Origin of the sequence: Psittacicella melopsittaci (assembly GCF_003585925.1) — a bacterium.
In the GTDB taxonomy this organism is placed as follows: Bacteria; Pseudomonadota; Gammaproteobacteria; order Enterobacterales; family Psittacicellaceae; genus Psittacicella; species Psittacicella melopsittaci.
The window spans coordinates 13,151-29,561 of record NZ_NRJH01000013.1; the positions used below are offsets into that span (position 1 = coordinate 13,151).

The 16,411-nt window shown below is 37.7% G+C and carries 12 protein-coding genes; 7 read left to right on the plus strand and 5 right to left on the minus strand.

Features of this window, described 5'->3' with window-relative positions; all coding sequences use genetic code 11:
• From CJP74_RS01460 to CJP74_RS01475, 4 genes are read left to right on the plus strand one after another with little or no spacing between them, the layout of a single operon-like run.
• Complete coding sequence (locus CJP74_RS01460) at positions 1 to 702, plus strand: MotA/TolQ/ExbB proton channel family protein (protein ID WP_119496503.1); 702 nt, start codon at positions 1 to 3, stop codon at positions 700 to 702.
• 4 nt (positions 703 to 706) lie between these two features.
• Positions 707 to 1,153 carry a biopolymer transporter ExbD gene (locus tag CJP74_RS01465; protein ID WP_119496504.1) on the plus strand — a complete coding sequence of 149 codons (447 nt, stop codon included), beginning with the start codon at positions 707 to 709 and terminating at the stop codon, positions 1,151 to 1,153.
• Positions 1,154 to 1,161: 8 nt separating this feature from the next.
• Positions 1,162 to 2,139, plus strand: coding sequence for a cell envelope integrity protein TolA (gene tolA, locus CJP74_RS01470; RefSeq protein WP_119496505.1), 978 nt, complete (start codon positions 1,162 to 1,164; stop codon positions 2,137 to 2,139).
• Between the two features lie 49 nt (positions 2,140 to 2,188).
• Positions 2,189 to 3,445: an MFS transporter gene (locus CJP74_RS01475; RefSeq protein WP_119496506.1), complete on the plus strand. Its 1,257-nt coding sequence runs from the start codon at positions 2,189 to 2,191 to the stop codon at positions 3,443 to 3,445.
• A gap of 19 nt (positions 3,446 to 3,464) precedes the next feature.
• Here CJP74_RS01475 and CJP74_RS01480 read toward each other — a convergent pair whose 3' ends face one another.
• A complete protein-coding gene (locus tag CJP74_RS01480) occupies positions 3,465 to 6,116 on the minus strand; it encodes a hypothetical protein (RefSeq protein WP_119496507.1) in 2,652 nt (883 codons plus the stop codon).
• Between the two features lie 101 nt (positions 6,117 to 6,217).
• Positions 6,218 to 7,126: a pyridoxal kinase PdxY gene (gene pdxY, locus CJP74_RS01485; RefSeq protein ID WP_119496508.1), complete on the minus strand. Its 909-nt coding sequence runs from the start codon at positions 7,124 to 7,126 to the stop codon at positions 6,218 to 6,220.
• A 207-nt stretch (positions 7,127 to 7,333) separates the two neighbouring features.
• Between pdxY and CJP74_RS01490 the strand changes: the two genes are divergently transcribed.
• The 3 genes from CJP74_RS01490 to CJP74_RS01500 are packed head-to-tail and all read left to right on the plus strand — an operon-like array spanning position 7,334 to position 12,689.
• Positions 7,334 to 9,313 (plus strand): lipid-A-disaccharide synthase, encoded by a 1,980-nt coding sequence (locus CJP74_RS01490; RefSeq protein WP_119496509.1) that lies wholly within the window; start codon positions 7,334 to 7,336, stop codon positions 9,311 to 9,313.
• Positions 9,314 to 9,366: 53 nt separating this feature from the next.
• Positions 9,367 to 10,617 carry a GIY-YIG nuclease family protein gene (locus CJP74_RS01495; protein WP_119496510.1) on the plus strand — a complete coding sequence of 417 codons (1,251 nt, stop codon included), beginning with the start codon at positions 9,367 to 9,369 and terminating at the stop codon, positions 10,615 to 10,617.
• 5 nt (positions 10,618 to 10,622) lie between these two features.
• Complete coding sequence (locus tag CJP74_RS01500) at positions 10,623 to 12,689, plus strand: hypothetical protein (RefSeq protein WP_119496511.1); 2,067 nt, start codon at positions 10,623 to 10,625, stop codon at positions 12,687 to 12,689.
• Positions 12,690 to 12,870: 181 nt separating this feature from the next.
• Here CJP74_RS01500 and CJP74_RS01505 read toward each other — a convergent pair whose 3' ends face one another.
• The 3 genes from CJP74_RS01505 to CJP74_RS01515 form a co-directional block, all read right to left on the minus strand.
• Positions 12,871 to 13,794 (minus strand): DMT family transporter, encoded by a 924-nt coding sequence (locus tag CJP74_RS01505; RefSeq protein ID WP_119496512.1) that lies wholly within the window; start codon positions 13,792 to 13,794, stop codon positions 12,871 to 12,873.
• Between the two features lie 111 nt (positions 13,795 to 13,905).
• Positions 13,906 to 14,847, minus strand: coding sequence for a DMT family transporter (locus tag CJP74_RS01510; protein ID WP_119496513.1), 942 nt, complete (start codon positions 14,845 to 14,847; stop codon positions 13,906 to 13,908).
• A 557-nt stretch (positions 14,848 to 15,404) separates the two neighbouring features.
• Complete coding sequence (locus tag CJP74_RS01515) at positions 15,405 to 16,352, minus strand: DMT family transporter (RefSeq protein ID WP_119496514.1); 948 nt, start codon at positions 16,350 to 16,352, stop codon at positions 15,405 to 15,407.
• Between the last annotated feature and the right edge of the window lie 59 nt (positions 16,353 to 16,411).

Sequence of the window (16,411 nt, forward strand, 5' to 3'; positions counted from 1 at the left end):
ATGAACTTAGAATTTATTTATCACATTTTCTTAAATGCTAGCCTTGTCGTTAAAACCGTAATGATTATTTTATTATGCTTATCGATTTGGTCATGGACATTAATTATTAACCGTTTTATTAGCTTAGGACGCGTTAGACGTCAAGACAAAGCTTTTAGCAAAATCTATAACCAAGGGGTAGGCTTTGCTAAACTAATTGACTTTACTGACAAACAAAGTGACCTCGTAGGTGTTAGCCGCGTGTTCTCAGAAGGGGTTGCTTCTTATAAAACTATTTCAAATATTAAATACCAAACTCCAGAAGCTCTTATGGATTTAATTAACCGTAAAATGACTTCAACTATTTCTGAAGAAGTAGAAGAGCAAGATTTTGGTTTAAATATTCTATCAATTATTACAAGTATTTCTCCTTATATTGGTCTATTTGGTACCGTTTGGGGAATTATCGAAGTATTTACGAGCTTAGGTTCTTTACAACAAGTAAATATTCAAGCTATAGCTCCAGGTATTTCTGAAGCTCTTATAGCTACGGCTATGGGTCTATTTGTTGCTATTCCAGCTCTAGTGTTCTATAACATTTTTAACCGTCGCGTTAACTTTAACGAAACTAATTACTACAACTTCCAAGATACATTTACAGGCGTAATTCAAGAAGACGTTCACCGTCGTTTACGTCAACAATCTCAAGAACCTAAAGAGTAACAAAATGGCAAATTATAGACGACGCAATGGCTTACGTCCAGGACGTAAAACAGAAATCAATATGATTCCTTTCCTCGACGTTCTTTTAACCCTGCTGTTAATCTTTATGATTGCAGCTCCAGCGGTTAATAATTCTATTGACGTTACCGTACCTAACTCGAGTGTTGCCAAAGCTACAACGCAAACTGCTGAAAAAGATATAGTGGTGATTGAGGTACATGGCGATGACAGCTATACCTTACTCTTTAATAATGAAAAATTCACTGCCCTTGACCAAAACAACCTACAAACGAGATTAAATTCTACTCTCGAAGGCAAGGATCTAAAAAATCTGATTGTTCAAGTAGCAGCAGATAAAGGGGCAGTTTATGATAATGTAGTTAAAGCCCTCACCATTCTCAAGGCTTACGGTATTGTAGACGTTGGTTTAATTACTAACCCAGAAAACTAATTACACATATGAATAAAGGTATATGGTGGCAAGTGGTAATAGCCGTGCTCTTGCATGCTAGTGTCCTTCTTACTCTTATCACCTGGGGCGGAGATAGCCGTATCAATGACGCCTCAGGAATGATCGGGGATACCAAGCTTAAAGAAGGAAATAGTGCTGTTACCTCACAACCCATTAAAATTTCTTTAGATACAGGTGATGTGGCAGATGCCCGTCAACTGATTGCCCAACGCAATGCGCAAGCTAGAGCTGAAGCTGAGGCAAAAGCAAGAGCTGAAGCCGAAGCCAAAGCTAGAGCTGAGGCAGAAGCAAGAGCTAAGGCAGAGGCAGAAGCTAAAGCCAAATCCGAGGCAGAAGCCAAAGCTAAAGCCGAGGCAGAAGCTAAAGCTAAAGCCGAGGCAGAAGCTAAAGCTAAAGACGAGGCAGAAGCTAAAGCTAAAGCCGAGGCAGAAGCTAAAGCCAAAGCTGAGGCAGAAGCTAAAGCCAAAGCCGAGGCTCAAGCCAAAGCAGAGGCTCAAGCTAAAGCTAAAGCTGAAGCAGATGCCAAAGCTAAAGCAGAGGCTCAAGCTAAAGCTCAAGCCCAAGCCCGAGCGAAAGCCCAAGCTGAAGCCAAAGCTAAAGCCGAGGCAGCAAGACAAAGCCAATTCAACGATGCCTTTGCCGATATTATCGGTGACGGCGGTGGGGATGGCTCAAGAAATAATAATAGTTCTGCTTCCGACTTTGAGCGATATAAAGCAAGGATTCAAAGTGAAGTAAATAATAACTTTAGCTATAATCCTGCTTTTACTGGACGTCAATGTGCCGTAGATGTTAATATTGCCGCTGACGGTACTTTAACTCCTTACCAAAACTCAAGTCGTGGTCAAGCTAACGTTTGTGCATTAGGCGTACAAGCAATAGTTAATACAGGTAGAGTTACGGCTCCACCGCAAGAATTACTTAATCAAGTACAACGTATTACTTTAGTATTTATCGTTCGTTAATAATAAAACTCTTTAACCTCGGTTAAAGAGTTTTATCTTTGTTTTTATTATGTCTTCTTTTGAACAAACTACTCCTTGGCAAGAGCAATTAAAAGATAAACTCCCGCCTTTAGCAATTTTAATTCCTCTCCTTGCCCTCTTAACTATAATGTCGGCATTTGTTAATGATGCCTTTTCTCCTACCCTGCAAAGCATGGCACAGGACTTTGAGACAAATATTACGCAAATGCAAAAAATCATTTCCTATAACCTAATAGGGATGGGGATAGGAGTGTTAATCTTTGGTCCAATTATAGATAGATATGGGCGCAAAAGTGCATTAGTTGCTTGTAGTATTCTGGGCATTCTGGTAAACCTTGCCATGATTAATGCTCCTAGCTATAACTGGCTCATAGCTATACGCATTTGTCAGGGGATAATTTTTGGGGGCTTAAGCAGCACTCCTGAGGTAATGATTAAGGACGCTTTTAGTCCGCGTCGTTTTATTATCCTCAATGCTTGGCTTATTACTCTATTTCTTTTTGGACCTGCCTTAAGTCCATTAATTGGCGGTTATATTTTTATCTGGTGGGGTTGGCAGTGGATTTTTTACAGTGTTTGTCTGGTTTTAGCCTTAGCTATAGTAATTGTAGTCTTCTTTGTTCCAGAAACCCTTGATCCCAAAAATGTGCAAGCCATTAATCCCAAACGAATTCTATCTAACTTTGGGCAAATTCTCCGCACACGTCCGGCAGTACTTTTAATTATTAATAGTACCCTTTTAACCTGTGCGGTATTTGGTTTTCCTACGCTTTTACCAGCTATTTACCTTGAAGACTATAATGTTGCTCCGCAAGTTTTTGGTTACTATACTTTTGCGTTAGTGCTCTTACAAATTGTGGGTATACAGCTCAATAAATTTGTTATGAAGCGTGGCTATTCGCCAATTAAAGTTTGGTTATGGGCAACAAGTATTCAAGCACTATTTACCCTCGCTAACTTTACTTTAGTTTTGCAACCGCAGTGGCTCTCGGTCTTAAGTATTATTATTGTTTTAGGTTTAAACATGACCCTCAATGGCTTTCAAATTGGCAATATGACCGTTACCTATTTAATGTACTTTCCGCAAATGACTGGCACAGCTCTTTCGCTTCTTACTTTTGTGCGTCTGGTTGTCCCAGGACTAATTATAGGTCTGGTAGCTAGCCTTCCTCGCCATGCGGGAGCAACCTTACTGGCTCTTAATGCCTGTTTAATTATTTGCTGTTGTCTAGGAGCTTGGCTCTTTAGTTTAAAATATGGACATAAATTTAAAACCGAGAGTTAGTCTCTCGGTTTTATTTTGTTTAGGCTAAGCGATATCTGGTGCCACGGATACGATAAGAATTATAACGATTGATTTCTTCAGGATCATCTTTTACATCAAATACTATATTATCTATGCCATGTACCTGTTCAACTAAGCGATTGCTTGGCAAGCTATAGCCAAACTTAGTACGATATTGCTTAATTAGCTGATGTAAAGAACCTAAGCCTAGATCAGCAAACTCTAAGTTCACCCCATCGTGGGCTAAAACATTGAGCGTAATTAGCTGGGAGTTCATAATCAGGGTAAAGAGTAAGGAGTTATTAAACTGTGGAACATATAAATTACTTACGCCAAAACCTAATTGGCTCTGAATACGAGCTTGTAATTTATAGCCTACATTTACCACATCATAAATATTAAAATATGGCTTAGCTTCGAGTTCGCTAATATAGTTGCGAATATCTATATAACGTCCGGCAAAATACTGATCAACAATAAATAGCTCAGGTTTAGTAGTGAGAATTAAAAAGTCATTATTGTTATGCCCAAGATGGCTAAACCAAACTTGGAGTTTATTAAATGCTTTTTGGTTTGTCACTACCGCAATTTGACTTGGCTGATGTGCAGCAATATCCAAACGGGTATAAATAAAATCAAGCAAGCTATAGGTATTATGGGCTTGCGTTTTATCTTGCCCTAAAGGACTAAAGCCTGGAACTATAGCTAGATCTGTTTGCTCAGGTGCCTGCACTTGGGTAAGAGTTTGCCAAGAATCTACAACCCCTTGTTGATAGCTAATAAACTTTTGTAAAAAAGCAAGATTGAAGGCAATTTTATTAGCGTGTTCGTTTACAGGATAAGCAAAAGGATTTTGACTCACTTGTTCTTGCTCTTGTTGCTCTTGCTCGAGACGAGCTTGAGCTACTACATGAGCTACCGAATACTCACTTTCCACACTTGGCTTGAGCTTTTGTCGTCTTACAAGAGTATCGTAAGCTTGCTGTTTACGTTTAGCCATGCCTACCATGCTTCGAGCTTGAGCTAGAACATTTAAATCAGAAGCCGAGCCTTCGACTGCTCTTTCTTTAACTAGCTTAAGAGCCTTAGCATTAACTTGACGTTCATTAGCATCCAAATAAATTGGATTTACGGTAGCTAAAGCTAAATCTACTTGCGGTTGCGTAGCTTCTTCGGACTCAGAATCCTTATCTTTAGACTCTTGAGCAAGGAGAGCTTGACTTAGCAGAGCTAAGTCGAGGGCATCTTTTTTACTTAAATCAAAAAGCGAAGGAATAACTATTTCCTGATCTTGCTCTTTGAGTTGTAAAACTAAATTCTGAATTTCTTGCTCAAAATCAACAAAGCTTTGGTCAACCAGTTGACCCCAGAGGTATTTATCGAGGCGTTCTCTACCTATTTGCGCACTTTTATAGGCAAAATCTGCATCTTTAAAATCTATGCCCAGCGAGTTTTGGAGCGAGAAAATGAGATTTTGGTAATTAACCCCAGCTTGCTGACAAAACTCGAGCACTTCAGGATAGTTTAAAGCTAAAACTAAATCACAAACAAAATTTTGTCGTCCTACTACCGCATAACAAAGTTCAGGAGCAAATAAACCATGCACAATTAAACTATGCGGTGGTAAGCTGGCAAAGAGCGGAAAATAAAACTCTGGCGTTTGTAAAAATACCCCTTCAACGCCATAGGTTTGTAAAGCTAGACTAATTTGCTCAACTTGAGTTTGACTTGCGCGTGCATCTACGTGCACTAATACTTTTTTGAAAGGTAAGTAAGAAAACTTTTCTGCTACTTTAACTAAGTAGTCGGCATAATGCTCAGGAGTAAGGAGCTGTAAAGTTAAAGCGTCTATGAGCCAGAGATTGGCTTTTAACTCATTAGGACGAACAATTTTGTCCGCTCGCATCTCTTGATTAAACTGCATGAGACTTTGAAAAAGTTCACGACTTTGTGGCAGTTGAGCTACTTGCTCATAAGTAAAAGTAGTAATCTGCGTTGCCCTTCCTTGATACTCAGGTTGTCCTACCCAGTAAAAAGGAGCTAGGTTAGTGCGATAAAAATGCACTGGATTTACTTTTGTGCCGATTTGGGCATTAAATAATACTTTTAAATCCGTACTGCGACAAACTATATACGGCGGAATGCCCGTATGATAATAAGTTGCTTCAGGATAGTCTTGATAGAACTCAGCAAATTGGCTAGTTAAGCTTGCCCCTAGCGGCACTTTATCGCCAAGGTAAGAGCTTACATCTGCTTCGAGAATATTTAAACTCGAACATTGTGGGTGATCAGCTAAAAACTGAGCTTCAATGCTATCTAAATAAGGAATATATACTTCAAACTCAGGTAAGGTTAAACTCTGAGCATTAATATTTGCGTAACTAACTTCAGTTTGACCAAGAAAGTTAGCAATTAACTGATAGTAACTTTGTCCTAAAGCAAAGTACACAGCAATATTAAAATCATTTAATAAGCTCGAAAATTGAGCTACTTCTTTATCTATTGCCAAAGTATGGCTTGGCTCTAAGCCTAAACTATAAACGGCATTATAAGCTTGTGCCGTATAGAGCACATATACTTGATCTAAATTGAGATTTTTTTCTTTGATTACCAAAGCAGCTAAGTTAGCAGCTGTGGCACTAGGAAGTAAAAATAGATGTTTCGTTGTCATAATTGATCTAACTTTTCCATATAGGTGTGACTATTTTACTACATTTAGTGCTTGTCCGACCAAGAAAAAAGCCCGAGAGGCTTGCTCTCGGACTTTTTTTCTTATAGAGCTTTGTGTTTTGCCACAAAGTCAGCTGGATTTAATTCCACAGCACGGTAAGTTAATGGTGGATCCATAATCTCACGACGTACAGTTACAGGTTGAAGCTCTAGCTCTCCTGCATCTTTAGCAGCTTTAACTACTAGGTATACAGCATTTTGGGCATGCTCAAAAGCTTCTAAAGCTGTTTTACCTGTTAGTAAACAAGCTAAAAGCACCCCTGTTAACATGTCCCCTGCTCCTACCGGATCACGTGGTAAATCCACAAGTGGACGCGTTAAGTGGTAAAGTTTACCTGTATTGTCATCATATAAAATGCTTTCGAACTCATATGGTTGAGCTAAAGCACAACGATGTAGGTGTTTTACCATTACAATAGAAGGACCTTTTTTAGCCAGTTGAATAGTTGCATTTACTGCATCAGCAAACGAATTTAATTCGCTGCCATGGAGAATTTGTAACTCTTCAAGATTAGGGCAAGTAATATTCGCACGAGAAACGGCTTTATCACGAATTGCTTGGGCTACACCAGGAGCAACAATACAACCTTTTCCTGCTTTACCCATTACTGGATCTAGTAAGTATACTGCATCTGGATTTTGTTCTCTAACTGTGTCTACAATTTCAAGAATTGCATCTACTTGTTCAGCCGAACCTAAATAACCAGAAAGTACAGCGTCAACTTTGTGTAAGAAGTTAACTTCTGGATCCGCTAAAGTTTTTACAATTTTAATTAAATCTTCATTAGTCGTTACTGGACCTGCAAATTTAGGATAACGAGTTGATGAAGAAAATTGTACGGTATTTAATGGCCATACATCTACCCCACACAGTTGCATGGGTAAAGTAGCTGCTTTATTTCCAGCATACCCATAAACTACATGAGACTGAATTGTTAAAACATTTTTCATAGTACTCCAACAATGCCTAAAAGCATTGGTATGAATTTAAAGAAAGTAGTAGTTCTTAATCTTATTTTTATGTTCATAAACATAAAATACTAACTAAATTAGTATACTATAAAATGAAAAAATATTCTTAGGGATAAGTGCCTTTTTTCTCTGTAGCAAAGTTATCTTTGATATAATAAAACTAGTACTTATCTCCTTAGGTTAAACATGAAAGATTTATTAAATAACATCCCCTTAAATACAAAAATCTGCCTTGTAGCAGGTGAAGTAAGCGGTGATCAATTAGGTGCTGGCTTAGTCGCACAACTTAAAACTTATCGCCCTGACCTCCAGTTTGTTGGTATAGGTGGGGATCTTATGCGAGCTCAAGGTGTCGATACTTGGTACGACATTAGTGAACTTTCCTACTTTGGGGTCGTAGATGTAGTTTTAAGTTTACCTAAAATTCTCCGCGTAATTAGTCGCACTAAAGCTCGCCTTAAAGAATCCGGGGCGCAGTTATATATAGGTATAGATAACCCTGACTTTAATTTACGTCTTGAAACCTATGCCAAAGAAAGTCTGGGCATTAAAACTATCCATTATGTAAGTCCTTCAGTTTGGGCATGGCGTCAAGGTCGTATTGAAACCATTAAAAAAGCATGTGATCTTGTCCTTTGCTTATTACCATTTGAAAAAGACTTTTACGATCAACATCAGCAACCAGCAGCCTTTGTTGGACACCGTCTTGCAAATACTCTGGGGGCGAGTTTACAACTGGATGCCCAAGCTTATCAAGAACTTTTAATTAACACCGCTCAGCAACGCTTAAATACTTTAAGCAATGGGCAAGTGTGGGTATCACAAGCTAAACGCTTAATGGAAGCAAGCCAAGAACCTCTAAGTGACAGTGAGTTTATTGCTTTACAAAATCAACCGCGTGATGCTCTCAGTGGCAGTAAAATTGTTGCAGATTTAGAAGAACAAGCTCAAACAGCAAATGAAAACCAAGAGCAAGCTAAACCAGAAGAGGCAACTCTAGCAGCTCAACCTGAAAAGTCTACGCAAGCAAGCCAAGAAGAGCAAACTTCAGCAAGCCAAACTTCAACTCAGCCTGAAGAACCAACACCAGCAACAAAAGCTGAACTTACTTTAAGTGCGGGAAGCCAAAATCTTGCTCTAGGCTTTAAAGACCTAGTGCTGGGCGTTGATGGCAAATACTATTTAAGCCTCACTCCAGAGCAAGTAGATAACTTAAAAGCCCAAGCTAAAAAAGTTGAATCTGTGAGCAAAAAAGTTGAGAAAGCAACTGCAGAAGTTGAGAAAGCAACTGTAGAAGTTGAAGTTAAAGAACCAACGCTAGCTACTCCTGACTTTATTGTTAATTCTCAAAGACTACAAGCTTTTGTTAATAACTTACCTTCGGCTCAACAAGCCTTAGCAAAACTGCAAGCTCAAGTTGAACTTGAAGTAAACCAAGTTAAAGTAGCAATTTTACCTGGTTCACGCAGTGCGGAAATTGATTTAATTTTCCCTTGGTACTTAAGTGGTATTCGTAAAGCAATTCAAGAAAAACTTTTACCAGAGCAAGTAGAACTCTTAGTTCCTGTAGCCAAAGCTAAACTAAAAGACCAACTTATAGCTGTAGCTGCCGACTATAAGGATCTAAACTTAAAATTTATTGATGGCCATGCTCATCAAGTGCTGCAAAGTGCAGTTTTTGCTTTAGTTTCTTCTGGAACAGCAACTCTTGATACCCTTTTATGTCATACGCCAATGCTCGTAGGCTATCGTTTAAGTGGCTTAAACTTCTTCTTAGCTAAACGCCTCATCAAAACTCCATATGTGGCTCTAGCTAATGTAATTATGGGACAAGAATTTGCTAAAGAGTTAATTCAAGATGATTTAACGGCAGCTAATATTGTTAGCCAACTTAAACCTCTTCTGGACGTAAACTACAACTTAAATATTCGTCAAGTGTACTTTTTCGAGCACTTACGTTTACAAAAAGACTCAGATAAATTAGCAGCTCAAGCAACTCTAGCCCTTCTGGCTGGAGACCTAGAAGCCGCTACTTTAACCCAAGGAGAACAAGCAAGCTCAGATTCAGAGCCTGTAAGCTCAGATTCGGAGCCAGTAAGCTCTGACCAAGAGCCTGCTAGTGCAGAGTCAGCTCCAGAGCAACTTAAAGCTCCAACTTCAAACTAAATTAAAAAAAGAGCAAACCTCAAGTTTGCTCTTTTCACGTTCACAATAACCTTATGGCAACTCTAACTCTAGTTGATTTTACCGACTCCGAGCATCAAGTGCGTTGGCTCATGAATCAAGACATTCCCTTTAATGCCGAAAAATTCTGTGCTGCTACGCCGCAAGTGCCTGGGGTATATCGCATGCTCCGCAAGGACGGACATGTTATTTATGTAGGTAAAGCCAAACAACTTCCCAAACGTTTTGCAAGCTATTTTAAAGGAAGTTCCCACCGACCTGAAATGGAACCACAAATAGCCAATATGCAAACGGTTTTTGTGCTGCAAGACCTTCAAGCACACGAACTCGAATACAATATTTACTTAAAATTTTACTTACCCTACTACAATAAAACGAGCCCAGAAAGCTCGAAGTATTTATATTTAACTCCCGACGAACCCTATCAGAGCCTTTACCCTATGGGAGCTTATCGTCGTGATATTATCACTTTAAGTCGTCACTTAAAAAGACCTATAGATTTTATTGGACCTTTTACCAATACGCGAGCTTGGGCACAAATTATTAATGAGTTTCAAAAAACCTTTAAAATTCCAAGTTGTTCGCCAACTATTTTTCGTCGCCACCAAAAATACCAACACCCATGCGACAAATATGACTTTGGTTTATGTAAAGGACATTGTGTCTATACTAAACCTCTTGACTATAAAGCCTACTGGCAACCGATTAAGGAAATTTTTCTAAATAAAGGAGCTGCTGGTAAGGCTCTGTTTAAACAAGTTGCCGAGCAAATGCCTGTAACCAAAGCCAATATTGCCACGCGCTCAATTCTTGATACTTTAGACTTTAGTGATAATTTTGAATTGGTTGTGCTCTATCGCGACGCTCTGGGCACTTGCATGAGTGTAGTTGAGGTTTGTCACGGTCTGGTAATAGATGTGCGTAATCTGCTTTTAGCTTGCCCTGAGCAAACTAAAAATGTTAAACAAGCTCAATTGCGTGCCAGTGAATTAAGTAATGCCCAGCTCTATACAGGCTTTTTAGTTCCCTATTACCAAATAGTTCGTCAACACGAATATTTACCGACCAATACTGAAATACTCAATCATCGTCCTCGCAAAGTTATAGTGCATAACTCGGGCTTATCTCCTAGTCAAGCTAAAGATATTTCCAAAGAACTATCCCAAGTGTTTGGTTATAACGTGTTGCTAGGAGCAAGATGTAAATACCAAAGTTTAATAAAACTTGCCGAATACAATGCTAAATGTGCTCTTGAGCAAAGAGTTAACTTAATTTTACCTAAGTAAAAGCTATGTCAAATAAGCAACTTAACCACTTTTTAAGCAGTGAGATAGAGTTTTTTAATCAACTGCTACCGCATATTTTTGTCGCTAAAAACGAAAATAAACTCTTAGCCCAATTAGTTCTCGAAGTTCTTTATCAAAATCCTGTTAAAGCTACTTTGCTTGCCCAACAACTTCAAGCTCTCGAGCAAATGAGCCAAGTGTTTTTGCAAGACCGTTGTGCCCAAAAGGCAGAGCTAGCAAGTGCTACAACAAACGATAATGAAGTGAGTGTAAGCGATAGTGATAGCGATGATCCTCTAGCCCAATATCAAGCGAGCCAACAAAGTTGGAATGTTTTTGATTTTGCAGAGCAAGTAGATCTAGACGATCTCGAACGTCAAGAGTTTGCTGACTTTGAGGCAATTGAACAAGAAAAACCAAGTGCGAAGCAAAACCAAAATCTTCCTGGGCACAAACTAATTAACCAAAGCAAAAGATTTTTGGCTCAACTCAGTAAAAATATGCAACGCCAACTCGAAGAGCAGGCACAACATATTCTTTATAGCCCTTTGCCTTACTATCAAAGTACTTTTACTCTAAGCCAAGCCTATCCTGCCAAAGTCTGGGAAAAAGAATATCAAAGCACCTTAAAACTTGTCTCTCCGCAAGTTTTTCTCAGCGAGGCTTTTGAGCAATATCAAATGCAAATGCTCAATGCTAACTTTGAGCAAGTAGAAGAAAATTTAGATAAAATTTTTGAGGGAGAGGCAATAGTTAACCTCTACCCCCATGTAAAATATCTCGAACTAAGTCGTTTGAGTTTTAATCATACTTTGTCTATAGCTCAGGCTAAGTCAGATTTTGATTATACGAAGTTCAATTTTATTGGCGATGATACTATTACTAGCAGTAGTTGGAATAATCTTTCTGACCTTTTTGCCCTCAATGGCATTATGAATAAAATGCACTGCTTTGATATTTCCCATGATCGGGGGATGTTTACTAAGGGTTCGTGCGTAGCTGCTGATAAAAACGGAGTTCTTGCTGCCGATTATCGTCACTTTAATATCGAAGATATTACCCCAGGCGATGACTATGCCGCTATGGAACAAGCGGTAAGCAAGCGTTATCACAGTATTACCCAAGTTGAGCAAATGCCTGCAATTATTCTCATTGACGGGGGAGCTAATCAAGTTAAATCTGCCAATGGAGCTCTTTTACCTATAGTTGCACGCCAAAAAGCCATTGAAGCCTATACTACTTTAGTTTTTCGTGGGGAAAATATTATTAGCCATTTGGCAAATAAAAACTACCAGCTCTTTAATGGGGTAAACTCAAATGTTTTTGCTTTAACTACTGCCGAGTTTATTTACAACAAACTCTTGGCACCAACCCTAGCTTATAGCCAAAATAACACTGCTTTTGTCAGTTGTGAAGAACTTGTAAGAATTTACGCTTTAGCCCCAAATAGTAAAGCTCCTAACTATTTGAGTATGCTCTATTTGGTACATAAAGAAAAACAACAACGCCAAGAAAAAGTTAGCCAAGATATTTACAACTTTGCTGATCTAGCTTGGGATAGTGAAGAGCACTTTGCTTTTGAGTTTTCTTTTTTAGAGCAAATTCCTGCACATTTAACGGTTAAAGATATTCGTGATCTCCTGATTATGAGCCAAACTTTTGTGGAGTTTGTTTATATCACTAAAACTATTGGCGTAACCAAACAAGAAAACCGTCGCTATACCGCAGAAAAGTTTTTAGATGGAGTAAATGGGAGTGAGATTGCTATCCCCCCTCAAAGTCCTGAACTTTATACTATCTTAAAACTACGTGATGCAGCTCATAATTATGCCAACCGTAAACGTACAGAAAAACGTGACTCTGAGTTAGTTACAGGCAAGCAAATGCTAGCCCAAATTCCAGGTCTGGGGGCAACTAGCCTCAATAAACTCTATAGCCATTATGGCAGTACTGGGGAAATTATTAAGCAGTTGCGTCAAAGCCCTGATCCGCGTGCTATTTTAAAGGATATAGGTCTGCCGAAAAAGGCAATAGATAACCTCTTAGAGAGCTTAGATAAGTTTCCTGTATAGCTAAAAAATATAAAATGCCAAATGCATAATGTAGTTGTAAAAAGCATAATGCAAATGCAAAAAGCAAAAAAGCCTCTGAACTCAAAATTCGGAGGCTTTTATTTTATCTCAAGCATATAACAGAACTAGTTTTTCTCTATTAAGTTAGATTTTGTCGGCAAAAAAAAGTCCTCTGGACTTATTAAGACAGAGGACGAGTATTTTTTCTGCTTTGGGATAAGTTGTAAAGATAGAGGATAATTCCACCTCCAACAATGCAAAAGTATCCTAAAATAGACCTCCAATCAGGAACAAAGCTAAAGAAAATAAAACCAAATAAACTACTCCAGAGGAGCGATGAATATTGGTAAACATTAACTTCAACCGCTGGGGCATATTTAAAAGCAAATGAAAAAGTGTATTGGGCTATTACCCCAAAAGCACTAGAAAGAAAGAGAAAAAGATAAACATGGGGATCACTATTAAAGCCCTGAAAGTCTCGAATACTAGGATAGAGACAAGCTACTACCATGAATAAAGCTAAAGAGCTTTCTACAGTAATTGGGTTTTCAGGATTAGGAGCTAGGGCAACTAAACAACGAATAGCTAAAGCTGCTAGAGCTGCAGTTACCGCACAAAGGATCCCAATTGCATAACTAAAAAGTAAGGGATTATTAAAACTTGGCTTAATAATAAATATAGCACCTATAATGCTAATAAATACTACCAGAACTTGTACTTTATTGATTTTGTCTTGTTTAAAGAACAAAGCCCCAAAAGGAATAATAAATATTGCCGTTAGCTTGGTCATCATATCAGCATCTGCCAAGCTTAAAGTATCCACACAGTAAACGTAAGAAAGGACGCCAATAAAGCCCATGCTACAACGCACAAACATCATAAATTCATTGCCTCGTTTAGCAAAGTAGGCAGGTGGATTAGCTTTATTCTTTTTCCGTAAAATGGTGATTACAATAAGACAAACGGCAAGGCTTAATAAACCTCGAGCCAGAGTTCGATCATAAATTGTTAAGTCTGCATATGTCAGTTTATAAAACAGTGCCATTAAGGCTCCTGAAAAAACAGAAAAGCAAACTAAAAGTATCCCTTTTGTTAATGAGGTCATAAACGAATAAAAGTTAAATTATTTTGTCATTATAAAAAAAGGAAAGCCCTCAGTTAAACATAACAAAGGTGCTTCCCTATTATAAGAAAATTTTTGTTTTTTGCTTGATTTTTAATTAAGTTTTGCCTTAGCTTGACGATATTGACGGAGATTGTAGACATATAGCATTACTCCACCAAAGATAATTAGCACATATCCGAGAACTGTATAGAAATCTGGGATAAAGGCAAAGAAAATCCAACCAAAAAGACTTGTCCAGAGTAAAGAGAGGTATTGATATACATTTACTTCAACTGCTGGAGCAAATTTCATGGCATAGGAGAAAGTATATTGTGCTACTACCGCAAATGCCGTAGCTAAAGCTAAGTAAGTATAAGCTAGGGCTTTACCTTCCCACCCCGTAAAGTAATACACGGCTGGAATTACCGAAATCAGGAGAGTTACTAAAGCATAAGAACTTTCTACTGAAATAGGGTGTTCTTTATTTTTTGCGGTAGCTAAAAGATAACGCACGGCTAAATAAGCAATAGCTGCAAGAATTGCTTGTAAAATACCAATTAAGTAACTACCTAAGAGAGGATTATCAAAGCTCGGTTTAATAATAAAGGCCGCACCCACTAAGCTAATAATTACCACTAATACTTGTACTAGATTAATTGAATCTGATTTTAACCAAAAAGCCCCAATGATAATGATAAATACGGCAGCTAGTTTATTTAACATATCCGCATCTGAGAGGCTTAAGGCATCAACTATATAAATGTAAGTTAAAATTGCTAGGCTTCCACTTACTGCCCTTACTAGCATTAAAGCAAAGTTACCTTTTTGGGAAAAGTAAGCAGGAATAATTTGCCCAGGATTATTTGAGGTCTTAGCTTTACGACGCATAGCGTAAATAAAACTGTAAGCAATAATTACACTCGCTGCTCCACGAGTTAAAAGTTTTTCATAAATAGATACATCGGCTGGAATTAGTTTGTAAAACAGAGACATTAACGCATTTGCTAAAACAGATATACAAACTAAGAGAATGCCTTTACTTAAATCGCTCATAATATTTTTTTCTGTTGTTTATAGTGTTGTTCAAAAAAATAATTAGCGTATTATAGCACGAGAAGCAAATAAATCTAGATAAGAGCCATTTGCATTTAGAAATGACTTGATCTGTTTTTGGAGTTAAAAAATCACTTTTGCTTGGAGCTAAATTTAAGCTTCAACTTATTTCCAAGCTCGAGAGATTCGTTAACTTTTACCTGATTTCACTATTACAAAATTTAGAGTAATCGACGTGCCTAAAAGTACATTTTTTGCAAAAATAACTCAAGCTAATAGGCATACAATTTGTGTAAGTTTTAGCTTTACTTTAACTCGATTAAGGTTGGTTAATTATTTTAATAAATCTTTGGTTGGTTAATTATTTTTATTGTTAATATCTCTAGCCCAATAATAAAAAAAGGAAGCCATTTGAGCTTCCATTTTTTTATTTTGTTTGCCTTGCTTTGGCATTACAATGACTTGTTTTAGTATTGTTTTGGCATTGCCTTGTCTAGCAATACTTTTACATTACCTTGCTTAGCATTATTTTTGCATCTGCTTGCTTTAATTGATCTTTAGCTTTGCTTTAGTTGAGCTTTCTTTTTGTTTTGGCGATACAAGCGGAGATTATAGACATAAAGCACTAAGCCTCCCGCAAGAATAAGCAAATAACCTAAAAGCGAGAAAAAGTCAGGAATAAAAGCAAAGAACAGCCAGCCAAATAAACTTGACCAGAGTAAAGATAAGTATTGATAAACATTTACTTCTACTGCGGGAGCAAACTTCATGGCAAAAGAAAAAGTATACTGGGCGATTAAAGCAAATAAAGTAGCTATAGCCAAATATAAGTAAGCTAACCCCTTACCTTCCCAGCCTGAAAACTGACTTATGGCAGGATATAAAGCAAAAAGCACCGTAAATAAAGCCAATGAACTTTCAATAGTTAAAGGATGTTCTTTGCGTTCTACCTTGGTCAGGAGGTAACGGATGCATAAGTAGGAAATTGCCGCAAAAATCGCTTGTAAAATGCCAATGAAATAACTGCCTAACAGAGGATTAGCAAAGCTAGGTTTGATAATTAATCCCGCTCCTAGCAAACTAATAAAAACTACAAATACTTGCACTTTATTAATGGCATCTGCTTTTAAGAAAAAAGCACCAATAAGAATAATAAATACTGTAGCTAGTTTAGTGAGCATATCCGCGTCAGAAAGACTTAACTCATTTACCACGTAAATGTAACTTAAAATCCCTAAACAGCCCATTAAACAACGCAAGAGCATGAGTTTTACATTTCCTTGTTGGGCAAAGTAAGCTGGAAGCATATCTTGCTCTTTACTTTTTAGTTTACGTCGTAAAGCATAAATTAAACTATAGGCAATAACTACACTAGCTACACCTCGAGCTAAGAGCTTGGTAAAAACTGAAATATCTGGGGGAATCAGCTTGTAAAACAAAGCCATTAAAGCACTAGCTAAAACGGAAATACAAACTAAAATAATCCCTTTACTAAGATCACTCATATAAAAAATAGATAAACCTAACTGGGGGATAATATTATAGCATATCTAACAAAAAAACC